Raw genomic sequence first — 19,128 nt, forward strand, 5'->3', positions numbered from 1 at the left:
GATGGATGGAGCTGACTGTCACTAATCGGTCGAGGGCTTGACCAGGAAGAAGAAGGTGGATGGATTGTCTGGCTGTATGGATTTTTGAAGGTATATGAAAATATCATATAATCCTCGATAGCTCAATGGTAGTGCAACGTTATGGTCGCACACCGAAGAAAATAGAATAATCCTCGATAGCTCAATGGTAGAGCACACGGCTGTTAACCGTGGGGTTGTTGGTTCGAGCCCAACTCGGGGAGTTTGAAAAAGCCCGTAAACATCAGCGTTTGTGGGTTTTCTTTGTTTAAATGTCAAGCCTTGAAAGAGGCACAATAGATCGCATGGCTGCAAAAACAGGCATGTGAGTGTTAACCGAAAAATGAACCGGGATCGCGCTGCATTTCGTATTCCGGCTGTAACTGCCTGATAGTAAACAATACTTTTACTGTCAGGCTTTTTCGTATTCATCTTTTGCAAGGATATTTAGATGTTGTATTGTTTGAGGGAGGATAAATACATGGTTCATTTGCGTTTTATTTTAGATAGTAAATATATGAAAAAGGTGGTAAAATACTTAAAATAGATACGAAAGCTGAGGTAGACCTATGAGAAATAAACAGCATATTTTAGCAGATGATGAGATTGTTGATATTCTTATAAATTATGTTGATGAAAGTATATATGATTATGCTGTAATGATTGATGGTGAATGGGGATGTGGAAAGACTTATTTTATCAAAAAGCGTTTATATACTGAGTTGGAAAAACATGAAAAAGAAAAAGCCCAAAATCAAGAGGGGTATAAACCAAAAGGAATTATATATTTATCCTTATATGGAGTGAAATCATTAGAAGAAGTTTCTAAACAAATATTGATGGAGTCGTATTTTGTAAAATCAGGAAATGCAAAGGGAATAATTAGAAAGGGGACAGAGATAACTGGAAAAATGTTGCCAGTATTATTTGATATAATAAAAACCAAAACAGGATTAGAATTAGAAGCTGAAAATGTCTCAAATGCGGCAGGGGGCTTTTTTTCGGTAAAAGACAGCATTCTGATTTTTGATGATTTAGAAAGATGTAATTGTCCTGTAAATGAAGTATTAGGATATATCAACACTTACGTCGAACATGAAGGGATGAAAGTAATCATTATTGCCAATCAAAAAGAGATAGGGAAAAATGCTTATTTAACAAATCAGGAATTAAAATATTTGGTTGCAGCTAATGAAAAAATAAATTTTGATGAAAATATAGAAAGGAAGTCTAATTTTTTTACTCAATCCAATGAGGAAGAGAAAATAAAAGAAAATGCAGTAGCAATTAGTACAATAAAAGATCGAATCAATAAATTATTTGGTCAAGACGTGCAGTATGAAAAGGTTAAGGAAAAGTTGGTAGGAGTTACAATATATTATTATCCTGTTTTACAGGATGTTTTTACTAAACTTATTAGGAGTAAAGAGATTGATGACAGACTACAATCACTTCTATTAGAGAAACTTTCTTTTTATGAAGATTATATGGTTAAGGAAGAACATCCAAATTTACGCACATTTCAATTTTATCTTTCGAAAGTAAGAGAACTATATAATGAAATTAGTAAATTAGATGGTGTCGGACAAGAGCCGTTTCTTAAGTATATTATTCAGTATAGTTTTAAAGTGTGTGTTTGCTATAAAAATAATACATTGAAACAAACTTGGGAAGGAAACGAGGAATATGGTTTTAAAGCTATTGGTAAAACAGATATTTTTGGAAATGAGTTAGCTTTTAGATTTGTTGATGAATTTGTAACTAAGAGCATTTTAGAAGAAGAAAAAATAAAAAGAATGCTAGAGGTGTATGAGGATGAATATATAAAGAAAAGAGAGGAAGAAGTAGATGTCCTTAGAGATTTAGAATCAGGATGGTATGTGTCGGATGATAATACTGTAGCAGAAAAAATAAAAAGAATAATTGAGGCTTTGAATCAGGATAAATATGAGATAAAGGAATATCCAAGAATAATTGGGTTATTTATAGAGCTGGAGTACGCGGGTTTTTCAAATAAGATTGTTAGCGATATGCTTATCGCCATGAAAAAAAGTATAAAAAATTTAAAGAAACGTGTGAATATTGGTGTAGAGTATAGCATGTTAAAAGAAGGTGAAAAAAGGGAGCGGTGTAAAGAGATTTTGGCAGATATCCAAAATGAAATAGATCAACAATTTCAAATACATCTTTCAGATACAATGGAATCTTATCTGGAAAAGGAAGATAGCTGGGCAGAAAGTTTACATGATTATGTAAGGAAGAATAGAATGGAAATCAGTAATACAGACGGTTTTTTGTCACAATTTGAAATATTTCAGTTAGTAGAAAAGATTAGTAAATCTATGTCTTATGATATACATGCTTTTAGAGGATGTATATTGGGATTATATGTCCAGACTTCTATGGGAGATGCATTAAAACTTGAGTATGATAAAGTTGTGGCATTGAAAGAGGAAGTAGAAAAAATAGACCAATCCCACTTTGATAACATAAAGAAAATGCAGATAGGATATTTAATTTTAAATCTTCAAAGTGCTATTGAAGTGTATGATGGATATGAGAGATAAAATAGAATAATAAAATAATGGGGTAAAGAAAAGACGGTATTGCTAGGATTCCTTTCAAACAGTTTTGAGAAAAACAATAAATTATGGGAACGCAATGTTAAACATATGTCTTTTAATCAAGAAATGAACCGGGATCGCGCTGCATTTCGTATTCTGGCTGTAACTGCCTGATAGTAAACAATACTTTTACTGTCGGGCTTTTTTTGTTGCCATTTTTTAGCCACGGTATAATGCTGTGGCTTTTTTTGATGGATGGGATCAGGAGGGATTCTTATGGAATTTACGGAAATGGAAAAACGGATGCTGTACCAGACCGAGGGAAGTGAGCGGTATGCCGTCCTGCAGGAAATGTCTATGGCCTCACGGTATGCCGGGGACCCGGCCAGACGGAAGGCTGCAAAAAGCCTCCTGGAGAAACTGCGCCCCCTGACGGATGCAGAGTGTATGGAGGCCGTACATGACATTCGGAGGAACTACCGGCTGCCCCAGGAGGGGCGGACCATTGGCGAGCTGCTGGCCCAGGCCAGGCAGAGATCCGGCGCCGAACAGCTTAAGGGGCATGACATCATGGGATTGGAACGCTTCGACCCGGAGGTGCGTCACATGGTTATATTTGATGTGCTTTCAGGTGATTCTACCGTGGGCGACAAAGGGGACCGGATGCGCCTGTTCCTTACGGACACCGGGTATGAGAAATTCAGGGACCGGCAGGAAAAGGGAGAGCTCAGGATACAGAACCATGCGAAGGTTGCACCGGGCAGTCATCTGCACTATGACCGCAGGGACCGTGTCTTGTAGCCAGGAGGGAAGGAAAGGAGGTTTTTGTTATGGCTGTATTCCGGGTAGAAAAAACAAAAGACTTCACGGTCATGTGCAACCATCACCTGCGCAATGTGAAGCTCTCCCTGAAAGCGAAAGGCCTGCTGTCCCTCATGCTGTCTCTGCCGGAGGATTGGGACTATACCACCAAAGGGCTTGCCTGTATCTGCAGGGACGGGGTGGATTCCATTGCCAGCGCGTTAAAGGAGCTGGAGAAGCACGGGTATCTCACCAGGCAGAGGGTCCGTTTTGACAACGGCCGGCTGGGGGATATTGAGTACACGATACATGAAAAGCCGGTAAGCCAGGAAACATCGGAGGTCCCGCCTAAACGGGAAAATCCAGGACAGGCAAATCCAAGACAGGCAAATCCAAGACAGGAAAAACCTGGACAGGGGAAACCTGCACAGGGAAATCCCCCACAATTAAATACTGATCCATTAAACACGGAGAGATCAAAAACGGATAGATTAAATACACATCAATCAATCCATCCGGCAGAGCCGGAGGCGGCAGGGCGCCCGGATGGGATGGATAGGATAGAGCTTGTGAACGCATACCGTGAGATTATCCGTGCAAATGTGGAGTACGGCTTTCTGGTACAGCGGTATGGAGCGCAGCGGATGGATGAAACGGTGGAGCTCATGCTTGAAGTGGTCCTTTCAAAACGCCCTTTCATCCGCATCGCAGGAGACGATTTCCCCAGGGAGGTTGTAAAGAGCCGGTTCCTAAAGATCAATTCCGGCCATTTGGAGTATGTCTTTGACTGCATTGACAAGAACACCACGAAGGTAGGGAACATCAAGGCTTACCTGCTTGCGGCCCTGTATAACGCCCTGGCAACGATGGACAGCTATTACCGGGCCGAAGTCAACCATGACCTGTACGGCATGTGAGCATGGGAAGGGATGTCCCTGAAACAATTCAGGAAAGGAGGCGGGGCACAATGAGGAAAGAAGTGCCTGGGCCATGCCGGGCGTAACGAAAGAGCAGATCCAGGAGGCAAGGGAGGCGGATCTGTTCCGTTACCTGCAATTCCATGAGCCGGGAGTTTTAAAGAAGGACGGGCCGAACTACCGGCATAAGGAGCATGACAGCCTGGTCTATGTCACCGGGAAGGGATACTGGTACTGGAACAGCCGGGGACGGAGTATCAATGCTTTGGATTATCTGGTGGAGATCCGGGGCTACGGCCTGGTGGATGCGGTGAACACGCTGACGGACGGAAGGGGCCGGCAGACGGAAAGCCGCCGGAGCGCGCCGGCAAAAAGCCCTGTGCAGAGGGAGCCGGAGAAAAGGCCCTTTTCCCTTCCCTGGGCGAAGCGGTGCGCCACCTTTGCGGTATCATACCTGCAGAGACGGGGGATCAGCAGCCGGATAATCAGCCGCTGCTTCCGGTTGGGGCTTCTGTATGAGGCAAGGCACAGGGACGAAGCGGTCTGTGTGTTCGTGGGAAAGGATGACGGGGGAAAGGCGAGGTTTGCCTGTATGCGGGGCATTGGGACCAGCCTGAAAAAAGATGTGGCCGGCAGCGATAAAAAATTCAGCTTCTGCTACCCGCCGGATAGTCCGGGCAGCCGTCAGCTCGCCGTATTCGAGGCGCCCATTGACGCCCTTTCCCATGCCGCGCTGCAGGAGCTGGAGGGATGGAGATGGAACGGCTGGCGCCTGTCCCTGGGCGGGACCTCCCATGTGGCGCTGACTGCTTTCCTGGAACGCCACCCGGAGATCCGGCGCGTTACCCTGTACATGGACAATGACCTTGCCGGCCTTGTCAACGCCAGGAAGATACGGGACATGTTGAAACAGGACCGGCGCTTCCGGCATATCCGGGTCGGCGTCAACCCGCCCCGGACGGGAAAGGATTACAACGAAAAGCTGCTCTGCCTTAGGGAACAGGGTACGGACTGCCAACAACAAAGCCGCCATAGACAGGCGGCAATTTCTATTTAAGGAGGAATCCAGATAATGATGAAAACCGAAAATACCGTTTTACAGATGATCGCCGGGGCTGCCAGGTGCCCGGAGTACGGGCCGGACATGGTAAAGGCCCTGATGGAGAAGCTGGACATGAACGAGAGGGCCTTCGCCCTCCTGATGAACGTGGCCCCTTCCACCATCCGGCTCTGGACCAGCGGCGCGGCACAGCCCAGCGGCACGGCCAGGCGGCTCATGCAGATCTACGAGGCCGGGCCGGAGATCGTGGGGAAGATCGCAGGGGAGCCTTCGGCAGAGGGGAGGGATTCTTAAATGGCAGGCATGGAACAGACGGCAGTGCCGGAACAGCCCATTTCAGAAAATGGGCCGGTGCAGGAGCTCCTTGCCCTGCTGAAAGAAAACAATCCGGCCGGCTATCAGGAGTTTTCAAAGCTGATCGAATCCGTGTCGCTCATGGAGAGCCGCCTTGCCGTGGCGGTGGGGGAACTGGAGGCCATGCGGGGGGATCTGCAGAAGATGCAGAACCATTCCCTGAAAGCGGCCCTCCAAAATGCCTGTAGGTCTATGGAGGCCAACATTTCCTCGATGCAGCAGCGTCTGGATGAAGTGAAGGAAAAGATTGTCGAGGGGTGCAAAAACGTGCTTGCGGACTTTAAGGAGCGTGGCACCGTGGCCCTAAACGGGATAGCCCGCTTTCTACATTTGAGGCCGGCATTGGAGGCAGTCCGGCAGAGCGCGGAATATAACCAGAAGGAAAACAGCCAGTCTATGGCAAAGATCGACGCTTTCGTGTCCGAGTACCATGAGACCGGGAAACACCTGAAAAATATGCGCCTGGCGCTGATGGGGAAGGAACCGGTGCAGGAGGCCAGAAGCGCCGGACGGATTGCGGCGTGCGTCAAAGCGCCTTACCGTGCCAGCCGCGCATGTATGGGGGCAATGGAGAAGGGGGCGCTAAAGGCAATGGACGCATTGGACCGGCTGGAGAAGGCGGCAGAGCGCCGGCCCTCTGTCTTAAAGGCCATGAAGGAGCAGGCGCCAAAAGCGGAGCCGGCAAAGGAAAGGCAGGCGCCTTCCCAGGACAAGGGCAGCCGGTGACAAGAACGGTATGAAGGGAGGAAATGAAATTGAAAGAGGAACCGCTTCCGCAGATCCACTTAGTCCGTGATACGGATTTAGGCGTATTTGCCTATGAGCTTCATATTCTGGCCGGTGATTTTCTGCGGGAAAGTGAATTCAACCTGCGTTCACTGGCAGCCAGCACAGGGCCGTACTCTATCGCGATAATGGGAAAAAATCATATGTGGCTTTCCGATGCCGTATTTGCGTACTGCGCCACAGGAAATCTGCACCAGATGATCTTCACGACGGAATACATCGGGGCAAGGGCTTTTCTGTTCCATACGGACCGAAAGGAGGACGGCCATCTATTTGGCGATGTCCTGATGATGGATCTGGACACTCTGCGGCAGGATGTGAGGCATAATGCCCTCTATCCCGGCGGCGTCGATATTGAGCAGAAGGATGGCCTGGCGGCAACGGTCAGACTTGAAAAATGGCACTCAATGGAGCTGTACGAAAAGGACGCATTGAAAAGCTAGGGATTTTCCTATGCCCCGGAGTCGTTGGCGGAATGGCAGCGCTGCTATTCGGCGCTATTCAGCAAATGGAGGGAGCAGGCATTTTCCTATATGCCCCAGGATCTGGAGGAATGTCTGAACGTGGGATATATGGAGGCGGCGCAGAACCCGGATATGGATATGTACCGCATACCGCTGGGAACAGCCAGGCAGATGCTTCTCTATGATGAAGCGCCCGTCTACCGCCTTCTTTCCTCCGGCCCGGAAAAGATACCCCCTATCGCGGCAGTAACAACGGGCCTATGGTACGAGCGTTACCGGGAATTTGCTGTTGCCCCGGAAGATTTAGGCGTGCTGGACCGGCTGGTCCGCAGGGAAACGGACCGGCTCATGGGAACACACACGCAGCTTAATAAAACACAGGAACGCCGCCCTTCCCCGGAGCGGTGACCTTTTATGACAGACTGGAGGTGGTAATGATTGGCGGATAACATGCAGCATGAAGATTTCGGGGAAAAGATCGGCGGTGCAAAAAAAGACTTGTGGAAGGACCGGGGGCTCAACGTGAACGATCTGGACGCCATGAACGAACGTGAGGCCGAGAAATTCGTAAAAAAGGATAATATCTGGAAGAAACCGGATTATACGGCCATGCTTGATGACGGGATTCCCCTTGGAGTGGTCTATTTTATCAAAAAGGCCAGGGACGGGCTGAACGCCTCCCCGCAGTATTACCGCAGGGATGATACGCCGGAGAAGCGCCTTGCAAGGCAGAAGGAATATATCCGGACGGTACGGGAGCTGCAGGGCGCGGTCTCGGAGGTACGCACCGTGGAGGATGCCATGAAAGCCTATGACCGCTTCTTTGTGGAAAACGGGTATCTGGAGCAGGTGCAGGGCTGGGGCAGCGGCATCCATTACCAGGCGATGGAGAAGGGGCGGGAGAACCCGGCCATTACAAACAAGCTGTCCAACGCCCTGATGGTCCGCTCGGCAGGATATTTTGAGCGGAACTTTACACAGAAGGCGCAGAAGGAACAGTTTGGCGTTTCCAAAGACCAGAAGGTGCCGAAAGGCTATGCGATCCATTTCAATGATGGGAAGGATACTTATTCTAAAAACAATGACTGGAAACCTGATACCTATTACGTGACGAAGGGATATTCCATCGTAAAGACAAACTTTGAATCGCGGGAGGCCGCCCTGAAATGGGTGCAGGAGCTGGCAAAGGGGCGCAGCAAAAGCGGAAAGACGCGGTTCGTGCCTCCCCAGCTCTCCCATGTGCGGCGGGATGGGCCGGATTACAGAAACGGCGCGGAGATTACCGGGCAGCACTATCTTGATACCTTCGGGTTCAGGGGCGGCGAGTTCGGGAACTGGATGAACCAGAATGACCAGCAGGCTTCCCTCAACATGGGATTTGAGGCGCTGAAGGATCTGGCATCGGCCTTGCAGATCAGTGATAAAGATATTGCCTATCAGGGGACGCTTGCTATCGCTTTCGGCGCCAGGGGCAGCGGCAACGCGGCGGCCCATTATGAACCGCTGCGCAAGGTCATCAACCTTACGAAGATGCACGGGGCCGGTTCCTTAGCACATGAATGGTGGCACGGGTTTGACGATTACCTGGGTACGAAGATGGGCGCGAAGGGGATGCTCTCGGAACAGCCCCGCCTCTATGCGCCGTTCCAGAAGCTGATTGATACCATGAAATATAAGCCGGAGACACTGGAGCAGGCGGCGGCCCGTACCGAAGCGCAGACAGAACGCACCCGGAAAAATGCGGCAGGCTGGCTGGATTCGGCGGTGCTCGGTTCCCTGAAACGGCATGGCAATGAGGATCAGATGGAAACCTACGCGGTTCTTAGGGAGGCGTTTTTGTCCGGCGAAGCCGGTTCCGTGGAACAGATCAGCGCTTTCAAGAAGGCTGTCACCGGGCGGGTGATCCCGAAAAGTGAGCGGGAAAGGCTGGAGATATTCGAGCACATGCTGTCCGGGATGCAGGCGCAGGAGCCGCCGCAGATCGGGCGGGTGGAGACCGATTTCTACCGGAATTCCGTGCGCATGGGCAAGGAATGCGAAAAAGACGGCGGCTATTGGGACAGCAACACGGAGATGACTGCCAGGGCCTTTGCCTGTTACATCAAGGATAAGCTGCCTTACAGCTCCGATTATCTGGCGGGACATGCAGATTGTGCCGTTGCCTTCGTGACAGATAAAAGCGGAGAACTGGAAGTCCTGAAAGCCTTCCCGGAGGGTGAGGAACGGAAGGCCATCAATGCGGTGTTTGACGAGATCGTGGCAGACCTGAAACGGGAGCAGGCACTGACCCACTCGGATGAAACGCTGCCCCTTCCGGTGCGGCCTCTGGTGGAGGATGGACAGGTTTCCCTGTTCAGCGGGGAGCGCCCTTCGGTAATGGAACAGCTTGCGGCGAAGAAACCGGCAGGGAAAGCAAAACCAGCGCAGGCGTTTTCTCAAAAGAGCCATGCGCCGGAGATCTAGGAGGTGTTGGACATATTGGAAGAAAACAAAGACTATAAGGTCTACCGTCTGGATTACCTGACGAAAGGCAGCAACCTTAAATTTGAGCATAGCGTATATTGCGAGGATGTGGGGATTTCTTCTTTCATTGCGCAGGGTGAGGAAAAAATACAGGCCATGCGCCAGGACAGCATGGATGGAGAAAAGAAAGCATTTGATATTGTACTTGCGGCGGCGAAGCAATGGGAACAGCAGGCAGCGGTCACACAGAAACTGAACCGGGCGCTGGAGTACCTCCATACGCCGGAAGTAAAGCATACCGCAAATGAATGGCGCAAAACCGACAACTGGAGGAACGACGAGGAAATCAGCAACCGCGTCTATCGTATGACCGGCGGTATTTGGGAAGATACCAAATATGACCGGGAGACCAAACAGAGCGTGCCGGTTGCCTGGTATGTGACCTGGGATGTCTATGTGAACTCCCCAAAGCAGGGCTATGGTGAAAAGATTGCCGGGCAGAACCAGAAACGCTACACAGTCAGGGCCGCTGCTGAAAAGTACCTGGAAGGACGGAAGAAAGCCTATTCCCATTTGTTCAAGGAAATCTCCCCCGCAGATACCCAAACAGTATGAGCGCCATTTTACCGTGTATGGAGAGCTCCTGCCGGGGTACACAGTGGAGGGCCAGGAGCCGGTAAAAACAGACCGTGCCGCCGCCGAGGTTTCGGAGGGCGGCATTCCTGTGCCGGAAAAGCCTTCCGTGTTGGGAAAGCTGTCTGCGGCGAAGGCGCAGGAAAAGACCTCTACAGAGCCGAAGGCGGCAAATAAAAAGAAGGAGGACATGCAGATTTGAAAGTGTTGATGATAGAGCCTGGGATAGCGCCTTATGAGGCAGAGCTTGACGGGAGCCTTGCATCCATGCAGGAGGCAGTCGGGGGAGGCATAGAGGGCTACTACCCTTATGCGGAGCCTGTCGCGATTGTCTGCAATGATGAAGGGAAAATAAACGGGCTGCCCTTAAACCGGGCAATCTACAACCAGGACGGCGAGATGATCGAGATCATGGCCGGAACCTTTTTCATAGCCGGCCTCGGTGAGGAAAGTTTTGCCGACCTTCCCGATTACTTCATGGAGCAGTATAAGGAACAGTTCAGATACCCGGAAAAATTTTACCGGCTGGCCGGTGAGATCGTCGCGGTGAAGCAGCCCCTCCCGCCGGAGGAAAAGCAGCAGCCGGCCCCTGTCATGGAGGGACCGGGCGGGGATGATATAAGGCTTGACGAATCCACGGACCTGGCTTTCGACCTGGATGAATTTTTCAGGCAGAACAGCGGGGCCTATGCAGGCCTGTACCCGGATTTCCATGCAGAAAAGGAGCGCATGGCGGACGAGCTGCTTTCAGGAGATACCGGGAAAATCCGCATGAGGCTGGCGGCATTTGAACATGAGGTCCAAACGGATTCAGCGGAGAAGCCTTTATTTATGCGGTTTGTGGCTACTTTGAAAGATATTTTACCCCAATAAATACCCCAATTTTATAAATTTATGCGATTAAGTAAATGTTGTTATTATGTGTGATATATCGTTGATATAGAAAATGTGGATAAAAGAAACATGGTTATTTCCAAGGTTCTATATATTGCATTGGTGAATGCGCTTGTTTCAATATATTGTATAAAAATTAGTTTAAATTAAAAAAAGACTATTGACTTGTTGCGACATATGTTTTATGATAGATGTGTAAATTAAATAATGAATGAGCCAAGACGCATTGACGCAAGAGCCAGTTGACTTGTAATAAAGTTACAGATATGGGCTAATCGTGATTTATGCGGATGGAAAGAATAGTGCCAGTCACAAGTTGCAGTGCCAGATTAGTATACTTATAAATATAGTCTGGATTGTGATTTATGAGGTTGGTACAGATAATTGAATTATGACGACCCATGAATCGGCATGGGTGAAGGGCTAAGTGGTGCCAGAGATTTGTAAGTATATTTTACAAGTCTCTGGCACTTTTTTGTTTTTTCAGCAGAAAGGAGAAAAGATTATGCATGTGTTAAAAGAAATGAACACGGAAAGAGAACCAGAATTTGTAAGGGATGCAGAGGGCGCAAAGTTGGCACGCATGGGCGTGAATACTTTTCGCAAATTGGCAGAGGAATTTGATGCAGTCTACAGAATTGGAAAAATTAGAGTTACAGATTGGGAGAAATTTAAAGCCGGACTGAAATCATATAAAGGTTAATCTATATGAGTGAGATTTTTATAGATAACGGCAGAACGGAGGTAAGGCGGTGGATTTTAATGAAGCTGTACAGATGATAAAGGGGAGTTGCAGCAGGCAGATATTTTCTTCATACGGTTATGACGATACGAGGAAAAAATACACTGCGCTTGAAACATCCTCACACAATAACGCCGATCTCCATCCATCGATGGGACTGCATTATTCAGGAGATTCATTTTTCTTGAAAGATTTTGCAGGGGAGCAGAAAAAGTATTCCAGTATTGACCTCATTATGATAAGTGAGGGATTGGAGTTCCCGGATGCAGTGCGGAGGGGTGCGGAGATATGCGGCATAACCATTGATGATAACAGAGGGGAGGAACTTTCCCCGGATAAGAAGTTTATTCTTAAGGGATTGTATGCTAAATCAGAAAGAGAAGTTTTTTCTGTAAAGGAAATTTGTTCAATTCATCACTACCGTTACAAGGATGCGGAGGGAAAGAAACTTTATGACAAGTACCGCATTGACTATATTTCGGACGGTGGGAGGAAAGAAAAGCATATATCGCAGGGCGTGGAAAAGGATGGATATATACGGAAATTCAGGCAAGGGGAATATCAGTCCTGCATTGCCATGTACGGCGATTTCCGGCAGTACCAGGCAGGGGAAAGGGTGTACATACCAGAGGGCGAAAAGTGCGTTGATGCCTGCCATGCAAATGGGGCAGAGAATGTTGTAACGGCCGGCAGTTCCAATGATTGGAAATCTAAGGGAAAGAAGTTTGCTTTGTTCTTTAAGGGTGCGGATATTGTCATATTGCAGGATAATGACATAGCAGGAGAAAACCTCACGAGGGATATTATATCATCCCTAAATGGCGTGGCGGCATCTATTAAAGTGGTTATCCCGGACAGAAGCAGGGATAAAGCGGATATTGCAGATTTCTTTTCAAATGGCGGCACATTGCAGCAGTTGGAAAAAATGATTGAGGAAACGCCTTGCATCAATGAATCCGTTACAAAACAAAAAGATGCTGGCCGTCCTGTTATTCCACAAGGGCAGCAGAACAAACATTTAGAACAGGCGTTAAGGGATTTACACGCTGAACGGTACGAAACATCAGATAAAGGCTTTGGGCGGCTGTTTGCGGATGTATTTAAGGACAAGCACAGATATAACCCGTCACGAAAAGATTTTATGCGGTATGACGGTAAACGGTGGATTGATGATATTGAGGGCTTGAGTGCGAGGGCATCAGCAAAAGCCCTGTCGGATGCACTTGTGAGATATGCGGTAAACGTTGATACAGAGGGGAAATATCTGAAAGCGGTAGCGGCGTTATGCAATATCAGAAACCGGAACAATATGCTTCAGGACAGCAAGGACGTATATTTTTTCAGTAATGAGCAGTTGGATGTAAATGATTATCTTTTGAATTTGCAGAACGGCACACTGGATTTGTCCGGGGATAAGCCAGTATTTTTGAGCCACAGCCCCGATATGTTTCTTTCAAAGATATGCAACGCTGAATATAACCCTGCTGCCGATTGCAGAGAATGGAAGAAATTTCTATTGGAAATCATGCAGGACGATAAGGAGAAAATATCGTATCTTCAAAAGATAGCAGGGCTTTCATTGACAGGGAACACAGAGCAGGAAACTTGTTTTATCCTCTTTGGGAGTACCACACGAAACGGAAAATCTACGTTTTGTGAAACCATCATATATTTGTTGGGTGACTATGCTCTGACAATGAAGCCGGAGAGTTTGGCTGTAAAGCAAAATCTTGACAGCAGACAGGCGAGCGGAGATATAGCACGGCTGGCAGGGTGCAGGTTTTGCAATGCCAGTGAGCCGCCAAAACGGATGTTATTTGACACAGCATTATTAAAGTCATTGTTAGGCAGGGACAGTATTACGGCAAGGCATTTACACCAGAGGGAATTTAGTTTTATCCCTAAGTTTAAACTTGTGATAAACACAAATTATCTGCCAACGATTGCGGATGATACGGTTTTCAGTTCCGGCAGAATAAATGTTATCAGTTTTGACCGACATTTTGAACCGCAGGAGCAGGACAAAGACTTAAAGAACCGATTGAGGGATAAAGCGGAACTATCCGGCATCCTGAACTGGTGCATTGAGGGATTACAGCTATACCGCAAAGAGGGATTGAAGCCCCCGGCAGCAGTGCAGGCTGCTACAGATACATATAGGACAGACAGTGACAAGATAGGAAATTTTATCAACGAATGTCTGACAAAGACAGAACAAAACAGCAAGGCAAAAGATATTTACGAGGTTTATTCTAAGTGGTGCGAGGAAAACGGCTTCGGAGTGGAAAACAAGTCAAATTTCTTTGCAGAACTTAAAACAAAGGGATTGTTTGCGAACAGTGGGACGGTAGACGGAAAGACCGTAAAAAATATCGTAAAGGGCTATACGGTGGAAACAGAATTTATTGAGTATAGAGGACAGGAATCACTACCGTTTGACTAAGAAAAATCCCTAAATGTGCAAAATGTGCAAAACAAATGTAAAAACCCTATAAGGAATGAATTTCAGAATGTCCCATGTAAAATGCACATTTTGCACAAATCCAGTAAAATCAAGGGTTTCAAGGTACTTTAGTATAATGAAGTGTGCAAAACGAATGTAAGGAATTTTACGTTTTTTGGTAATCAGGCAGACAAATTGAAAGGAGAAATTATGGCAAAGGTAAAAGAAGTTTGGGTGAGATTCAGCAACACAGAAACCTATTATGAAAAAGAGGGAGAATTGCTCTCAATTCTTGCCAATGCGTCAGGAGATTGTGTTGTAAAGGTGTACATAGAGAATATCAGAAGTTGCAAAGAATTACATGATTGGTCTTTCGATAGAGAACAGCTTTCTCTACTTACGGATGCTTTTGGTGAAGAAAATGTAAGGTATCAGGAGAGAGAAAACAAAAAGGAGATTAAATGGAGCAGACCAACAGAAGTGCCTAAAATCAAGCAGCTTCTCCCTTGTATGCATGATATGTATGCAGTAATGAGGGATGATGAGGGATATAGCTATAAGTGCAAAGTTCTTATGTATGCGTTATGTAATGATGGGGCGATTTACCCTCTATATTTCGACCATGAACTTGGAATTTCCTCATTAGATGAAGCTGTCTATGATGTGTGCAAATATGAGTTAGAGGGCGGCGAGATATGGCAGGAGGGAGGAAAGCCGGATGAACAGAGATAAAGCTATCAGTTTAGCGGATGCGCCGGGGTGTCCTGCTGCCGTCACAGCATTTTATGACCGATACCGGGAGCGGATCACTGGCATTAAGACGGTGGAGCAGAGGAACAATATTCTTTCTGAAATGCAGCAGGATTTTGAAACAGAGGTAAGGCAGGAGCCGCAGAACCGGGATAAGCTGTCGGAGGTTTACCAGTTGCTAAAGCGGTTGTGTTGGGAGGTATCGGCATAATGAGCAATGAGGAATTGAAACGGTACTATGATATGTTTACGGATTCATGGAGATTTTTCAAAAAGTATTCAGACGTGAAAGACACTGACGAATATTGGGAATCGGTAGTAAATGAGAGCGGCGCAATATCAAAAAAGTATGGGGAATGTAAAATCATTATCAATCTGGTACTGGCGGCACTCACAGAATTAGAGAGGATTAGCAAAGAAATGAAACAAAATGCAACATAAAAAAGAGCCTGCCCATGCAGACAAGCCCCGAACGCCTATAACAATCATAAGATTGGAGGGTTTGAAATGTCAAGAGGTAGGCGCAGGAATGGTACAAATACAATGCAATGCTTCAGTAATGCAGAGCGCAGGATTGGAAAGCAGCGTCTTGAAGAATTACAAAGCGGATGCAGAGCCGGGGTATATTCCCCTGAAATCCTGAAAGCAGCTTGCAAAGAATTTGAATTTATAGAACCGCTGATATTATTGTCTATCAGGCAAGGCAAGTCTTTTGATAGGCTGCAAATTTTGTGGGAACTTGGAGAAATGGAAAGGCCAGCCGTTAGCCGGAGTGGTTTTTACAGATTCCGGCGGCGGTTTTTCGCCAATTTGGATAGGGAACTGAAAGAAAGGGGTGCATAGCGTGAAGCAGTATAAATTTTCCGTGGAGGAAATAAAGAAGCTGACAAAGAGCATGGTTATTTTGGTTGACAGCCGGGAAAAGAAAAACACTCACATACTGGACTATTTCAGGAAACAGAAAATTTCTTTCCACACTGAAAAACTGGAATACGGCGATTATTCGTTTATGATTCCGGCAGCGGCAGCAGGTGGGGACATATTTTTCCACCGGGATTGCGTGGTGGAGCGCAAGGCATCCCTGGAGGAATTGTCGGGGAATCTGACCGGGGAGCGAGAACGGTTTGAAAAAGAGTTCCTGAAAGCCGGGAATGACGGATGCAAGGTTTATCTGATGATTGAAGCCCCCGGCGGCTACTCTGATATTATCGGGCATAAATACCGCACGGAGTTCACGCCTGCTGCCTATATGGCATCTTTAAAGACGTTTGAACACAGATTTGACGCAAACATACAATTCATTTCCCCGGAATATGCCGGCTATTACATAGTTTCCACTTTCCAGTATTACGCAAGGGAGATTTTAAAATAGCCAGTGGCAGCAGGCGCACATGAAAAGAGGGTGCATCTATTCAGCGGCAGGGGTACCCCGTAATTTGGGGGAGGGTGCCGGGAATTTCCGGCAGTATCGTGGCTATTTGGTAATGGTAAGCAATAACTATCAGTGAAGCATATAAAAATATCAGGAGGACAAACAGATGAAATCAGCGGATAGAATGATAAGGGCAATTAGGAGCAGGAAAGATTTAGAGCCAAAAGTAATCAGCCTTAAAAAGCTACTGTCCAGCGGTGGCATGGAGCATTATTTGGATTTATGTTCTGACAGGATTGCAGATGAATTGATGATAGACGGAGAAGATACAAAGATGAACTTTGCAGATTTTCCAGACATTCTTTTTACTGAAAGCGGGCTTTTCGATTGCCGGCATATTCTGGAGAACTATCTTTCAGTTGACGTTCTGATGGACGCATGGCAGGAGCTTCTTGATGAGGAACGTATAAACAGGGAGGTAAACAGCGTTGCAGGGGCTTTTCGGAAAATGAAGCTGCGTAAACTGCTGAAGATGTATAAAAACCAGAAATTGAGTAAATCAGGAGAATCAGGATGGTTTGTAAGAAAATGGATAATGTGGGAAATATGGAGCCGTACTCCCGTATCAGGCATTTGGAGAAAAGTAATGGGGATATATGCGCGAATGCACGTGAGGGTAAAATATAAGTGGCTTTTTGACCTGGTTAGTTCCGCTGCCGCAAAATATAATTAAAATCTGCTGCAGGGAACCTGAATGGTAATATGTGTTTTTGTAACGGCTTTCTCTGATCTATCTGGTAGATGCAGAATGGTACAAATTATTTCCTTTTTCATGTTAAAGTAATAATAGCAAGAATAAGAAAGGGTGCAGACAATGAATAATATTGAAATCAGAAAAGCCATAAAAGAATCTGGTTTTAAGCATTGGCAGATAGCGGATATGATCGGCGTTGCTGATACCACGTTCTGCCGGATGCTGCGCCGGGAACTCCCAGAGGATAAGAAGCAGGAGATTTTAATGGCAATGCAAATAGCGAAGGGAAGAACATAGTAATGAATGGCAGACAGAAAGCATTTGCGGATTATTACATAGAGTGCGGAAATGCGGCGGAAGCGGCGAGGAAGGCGGGATATTCCGTCAATACGGCAAGGCAGATGGGAAAAGAGAACCTTACAAAACCTTACATTTTAGAGTATATACGGCAGCGAACCGCCCCTACGGAGCAAAAGCGTATAGCATCTGGCGATGATGTACTGAGATTCTTTACGAGGGTGATGGATGGTGACGAGGGAGCAGACATGCCGGACAGGATTTCCGCAGGCAGAGAGATTCTAAAACGTGATGTTTCTGACCGAAAATTAGAAATAGAACTGCTGAAACTGGAAAACAAGATTGGAGAAACAACACAGGAATCTGATATTGATGATACCCTTTTAGAAGCCTTGAACGGTACGGCAATGGATGTATGGGGGAACGGTAGCGGTGAAGCGGATTGCCAATAGGGTTGCTCAACAAGCAGATAGGTATTATAAAAATAAGAATATGAATGGAGGATTTACCATGAAGAAATCAACGATTGAGTATTACAAAAAGGCGGTTAGGTTAGCAGAGGGCGCAAGCGGCGCTATTAGCAAGGCAAAGGCAGATTATGAGCATGGGTGCGAAGTGGCAAAAGGGGCTTATGAAGCTGACCTTTTGGGAGAGAAAGGCTATCAGGACAGATTAAAGGAACTGGAAGCGGAACGGGATGCACAGATAGAAAATAGCCTGTCCAGGATTCTGACAGTGGTTGACGAATTTGACGGTGAGATGCAGGAACTCGGAAAACTGGACGGAAATATGGTTGACAGCGGCACAATGGCACTATTGAACAGCGGAATAAACCTTAGCCATGCTGACTATCAGGAGCTTGCAAACCGCCACAAGGACAATGCTGTTATGACACGGATTCTCCAGGAGCGGTATAACGCAAACAGGCCGCAGGAAAAAGGGACAGGCATCACAATAGTGCAGTTCGGCCAATCCCCGGCAGACAGGTCGGAAGTGTTCAGCAAGTTTGTAAGGACGGTATACCATGCCTGTGAATCCGGCGCACGTCCGGCACTATCTGGGAGCGGAAGATTAAAAACTGTGACAGACTATTACAATTTTATTGCACAGGGTTCACTTGCGGATATGCAGCCATATGGTGATGAATCATTCGATAACCTTGATACGGATTTCCCGGTGGAAACAGAAAACGGCAGGGTGGAAAATGCCGGAAATAAGATTTCTGATTTCAGTTCGGCAGACTTCAATTTTGGTTTTACTCCGATAAGGTGAATCGGTTAATGTAAATGAAATATTGTAATTGCCTGATAAGGAAATGTGTGTTATACTCCATTCATGGGAAACCATAGAGCCAAAGGCGGCTTTACCCCTCTTGTCTTTTCGGAGGGTTCAAGTAGCCCTCCAGACGAAAGAAAGGAGGGCGATACAATGTATGTTACATATCAGGACTTAATCCAGATTGGAATACTCATTGTTGCCCTTGCGAATTTGATTTATCAGGTTTACAAGGGAAAAAAGAAATAGCCGCCACTACTCGCAATAGTGACGGCTGACCTCTAACCAGAGGTATTTGCTTAATGTTGTGGGGTAGAGCCGCTTCTATGGCTTTCCCTTTTTCTATGCTTAATATAGCACATTTGGCAGCAGGATTCAAGAGCCAAACGCACGTTTATTGTAATGTGATTGCAAAAGCCGCCTGCTGCACCCCATTCTCTTATCTTAACTTGACCCACATTTATATAAGATAACTTCGATAAGCAAGCAATGCGCATAGCACCTCTAACCCTTGCCAAATAGAACGTGCTCCGGGCATACC

Annotated in this window: 22 protein-coding genes and 1 tRNA gene; all 23 read left to right on the forward strand. The window is 46.7% G+C overall.

The window, feature by feature from the left end; genetic code table 11:
- The first annotated feature begins 170 nt into the window (after positions 1-170).
- Positions 171-242 (forward strand) — tRNA-Asn (locus tag ACTO17_RS17680).
- A 345-nt stretch (positions 243-587) separates the two neighbouring features.
- Positions 588-2,585, forward strand: a complete 1,998-nt coding sequence (locus ACTO17_RS17685; RefSeq protein WP_482558868.1) for a P-loop NTPase fold protein — start codon at positions 588-590, stop codon at positions 2,583-2,585.
- 273 nt (positions 2,586-2,858) lie between these two features.
- Positions 2,859-3,383: a DUF5720 family protein gene (locus ACTO17_RS17690; protein WP_482558869.1), complete on the forward strand. Its 525-nt coding sequence runs from the start codon at positions 2,859-2,861 to the stop codon at positions 3,381-3,383.
- A gap of 29 nt (positions 3,384-3,412) precedes the next feature.
- A complete protein-coding gene (locus ACTO17_RS17695) occupies positions 3,413-4,300 on the forward strand; it encodes a DUF6017 domain-containing protein (protein ID WP_482558870.1) in 888 nt (295 codons plus the stop codon).
- A 73-nt stretch (positions 4,301-4,373) separates the two neighbouring features.
- On the forward strand, positions 4,374-5,357 hold the full coding sequence (locus ACTO17_RS17700) for a DUF3991 domain-containing protein (RefSeq protein WP_482558871.1): 984 nt from the start codon (positions 4,374-4,376) through the stop codon (positions 5,355-5,357).
- Between the two features lie 15 nt (positions 5,358-5,372).
- Entirely contained in the window at positions 5,373-5,654 is a 282-nt protein-coding gene (locus ACTO17_RS17705) for a helix-turn-helix domain-containing protein (protein ID WP_296442224.1), read from the forward strand.
- Positions 5,655-6,440 (forward strand): DUF6674 family protein, encoded by a 786-nt coding sequence (locus tag ACTO17_RS17710; RefSeq protein ID WP_482558872.1) that lies wholly within the window; start codon positions 5,655-5,657, stop codon positions 6,438-6,440.
- A gap of 23 nt (positions 6,441-6,463) precedes the next feature.
- Positions 6,464-6,943: a hypothetical protein gene (locus ACTO17_RS17715; protein ID WP_482558873.1), complete on the forward strand. Its 480-nt coding sequence runs from the start codon at positions 6,464-6,466 to the stop codon at positions 6,941-6,943.
- A gap of 90 nt (positions 6,944-7,033) precedes the next feature.
- Positions 7,034-7,372, forward strand: a complete 339-nt coding sequence (locus ACTO17_RS17720) for a hypothetical protein (RefSeq protein ID WP_482558874.1) — start codon at positions 7,034-7,036, stop codon at positions 7,370-7,372.
- Positions 7,373-7,402: 30 nt separating this feature from the next.
- Complete coding sequence (locus ACTO17_RS17725; RefSeq protein ID WP_482558875.1) at positions 7,403-9,427, forward strand: LPD1 domain-containing protein; 2,025 nt, start codon at positions 7,403-7,405, stop codon at positions 9,425-9,427.
- Between the two features lie 15 nt (positions 9,428-9,442).
- A complete protein-coding gene (locus ACTO17_RS17730; protein ID WP_482558876.1) occupies positions 9,443-10,042 on the forward strand; it encodes a hypothetical protein in 600 nt (199 codons plus the stop codon).
- Entirely contained in the window at positions 10,026-10,262 is a 237-nt protein-coding gene (locus ACTO17_RS17735) for a hypothetical protein (RefSeq protein WP_482558886.1), read from the forward strand. Before ACTO17_RS17730 ends, ACTO17_RS17735 begins: the two co-directional genes overlap by 17 nt.
- A 2-nt stretch (positions 10,263-10,264) precedes the next feature.
- Positions 10,265-10,933: a DUF3846 domain-containing protein gene (locus ACTO17_RS17740; RefSeq protein ID WP_482558887.1), complete on the forward strand. Its 669-nt coding sequence runs from the start codon at positions 10,265-10,267 to the stop codon at positions 10,931-10,933.
- Between the two features lie 448 nt (positions 10,934-11,381).
- On the forward strand, positions 11,382-11,657 hold the full coding sequence (locus tag ACTO17_RS17745; RefSeq protein WP_482558877.1) for a DUF6462 family protein: 276 nt from the start codon (positions 11,382-11,384) through the stop codon (positions 11,655-11,657).
- 223 nt (positions 11,658-11,880) lie between these two features.
- A complete protein-coding gene (locus ACTO17_RS17750) occupies positions 11,881-14,139 on the forward strand; it encodes a phage/plasmid primase, P4 family (RefSeq protein WP_482558878.1) in 2,259 nt (752 codons plus the stop codon).
- 210 nt (positions 14,140-14,349) lie between these two features.
- On the forward strand, positions 14,350-14,871 hold the full coding sequence (locus ACTO17_RS17755; RefSeq protein ID WP_482558879.1) for a hypothetical protein: 522 nt from the start codon (positions 14,350-14,352) through the stop codon (positions 14,869-14,871).
- Positions 14,858-15,100: a hypothetical protein gene (locus ACTO17_RS17760; protein ID WP_482558880.1), complete on the forward strand. Its 243-nt coding sequence runs from the start codon at positions 14,858-14,860 to the stop codon at positions 15,098-15,100. Before ACTO17_RS17755 ends, ACTO17_RS17760 begins: the two co-directional genes overlap by 14 nt.
- Positions 15,100-15,330, forward strand: a complete 231-nt coding sequence (locus ACTO17_RS17765) for a hypothetical protein (RefSeq protein ID WP_251500915.1) — start codon at positions 15,100-15,102, stop codon at positions 15,328-15,330. Before ACTO17_RS17760 ends, ACTO17_RS17765 begins: the two co-directional genes overlap by 1 nt.
- A 403-nt stretch (positions 15,331-15,733) precedes the next feature.
- Positions 15,734-16,261: an ERCC4 domain-containing protein gene (locus tag ACTO17_RS17770; protein WP_482558881.1), complete on the forward strand. Its 528-nt coding sequence runs from the start codon at positions 15,734-15,736 to the stop codon at positions 16,259-16,261.
- 166 nt (positions 16,262-16,427) lie between these two features.
- Complete coding sequence (locus ACTO17_RS17775) at positions 16,428-16,994, forward strand: hypothetical protein (protein WP_482558882.1); 567 nt, start codon at positions 16,428-16,430, stop codon at positions 16,992-16,994.
- A 141-nt stretch (positions 16,995-17,135) separates the two neighbouring features.
- Positions 17,136-17,312, forward strand: coding sequence for a hypothetical protein (locus ACTO17_RS17780; protein ID WP_482558883.1), 177 nt, complete (start codon positions 17,136-17,138; stop codon positions 17,310-17,312).
- A 2-nt stretch (positions 17,313-17,314) separates the two neighbouring features.
- Positions 17,315-17,764 (forward strand): terminase small subunit, encoded by a 450-nt coding sequence (locus ACTO17_RS17785; RefSeq protein WP_482558884.1) that lies wholly within the window; start codon positions 17,315-17,317, stop codon positions 17,762-17,764.
- A gap of 58 nt (positions 17,765-17,822) precedes the next feature.
- Positions 17,823-18,584 carry a hypothetical protein gene (locus ACTO17_RS17790; RefSeq protein WP_482558885.1) on the forward strand — a complete coding sequence of 254 codons (762 nt, stop codon included), beginning with the start codon at positions 17,823-17,825 and terminating at the stop codon, positions 18,582-18,584.
- Positions 18,585-19,128: the final 544 nt, after the last annotated feature.

The organism is Petralouisia sp., assembly GCF_056822245.1.

Bases quoted from the DNA above. Each gene is read 5' to 3' on its own strand.
- ACTO17_RS17775 (WP_482558882.1), top strand. From the start codon at position 16,428: ATGAAATCAGCGGATAGAATGATAAGGGCAATTAGGAGCAGGAAAGAT.
- ACTO17_RS17690 (WP_482558869.1), top strand. From the start codon at position 2,859: ATGGAATTTACGGAAATGGAAAAACGGATGCTGTACCAGACCGAGGGA.
- ACTO17_RS17695 (WP_482558870.1), top strand. From the start codon at position 3,413: ATGGCTGTATTCCGGGTAGAAAAAACAAAAGACTTCACGGTCATGTGC.
- ACTO17_RS17700 (WP_482558871.1), top strand. From the start codon at position 4,374: ATGCCGGGCGTAACGAAAGAGCAGATCCAGGAGGCAAGGGAGGCGGAT.
- ACTO17_RS17765 (WP_251500915.1), top strand. From the start codon at position 15,100: ATGAGCAATGAGGAATTGAAACGGTACTATGATATGTTTACGGATTCA.
- ACTO17_RS17780 (WP_482558883.1), top strand. From the start codon at position 17,136: ATGAATAATATTGAAATCAGAAAAGCCATAAAAGAATCTGGTTTTAAG.
- ACTO17_RS17715 (WP_482558873.1), top strand. From the start codon at position 6,464: ATGAAATTGAAAGAGGAACCGCTTCCGCAGATCCACTTAGTCCGTGAT.
- ACTO17_RS17720 (WP_482558874.1), top strand. From the start codon at position 7,034: ATGCCCCAGGATCTGGAGGAATGTCTGAACGTGGGATATATGGAGGCG.
- ACTO17_RS17785 (WP_482558884.1), top strand. From the start codon at position 17,315: ATGAATGGCAGACAGAAAGCATTTGCGGATTATTACATAGAGTGCGGA.
- ACTO17_RS17705 (WP_296442224.1), top strand. From the start codon at position 5,373: ATGATGAAAACCGAAAATACCGTTTTACAGATGATCGCCGGGGCTGCC.
- ACTO17_RS17710 (WP_482558872.1), top strand. From the start codon at position 5,655: ATGGCAGGCATGGAACAGACGGCAGTGCCGGAACAGCCCATTTCAGAA.
- ACTO17_RS17685 (WP_482558868.1), top strand. From the start codon at position 588: ATGAGAAATAAACAGCATATTTTAGCAGATGATGAGATTGTTGATATT.
- ACTO17_RS17760 (WP_482558880.1), top strand. From the start codon at position 14,858: ATGAACAGAGATAAAGCTATCAGTTTAGCGGATGCGCCGGGGTGTCCT.
- ACTO17_RS17755 (WP_482558879.1), top strand. From the start codon at position 14,350: ATGGCAAAGGTAAAAGAAGTTTGGGTGAGATTCAGCAACACAGAAACC.
- ACTO17_RS17790 (WP_482558885.1), top strand. From the start codon at position 17,823: ATGAAGAAATCAACGATTGAGTATTACAAAAAGGCGGTTAGGTTAGCA.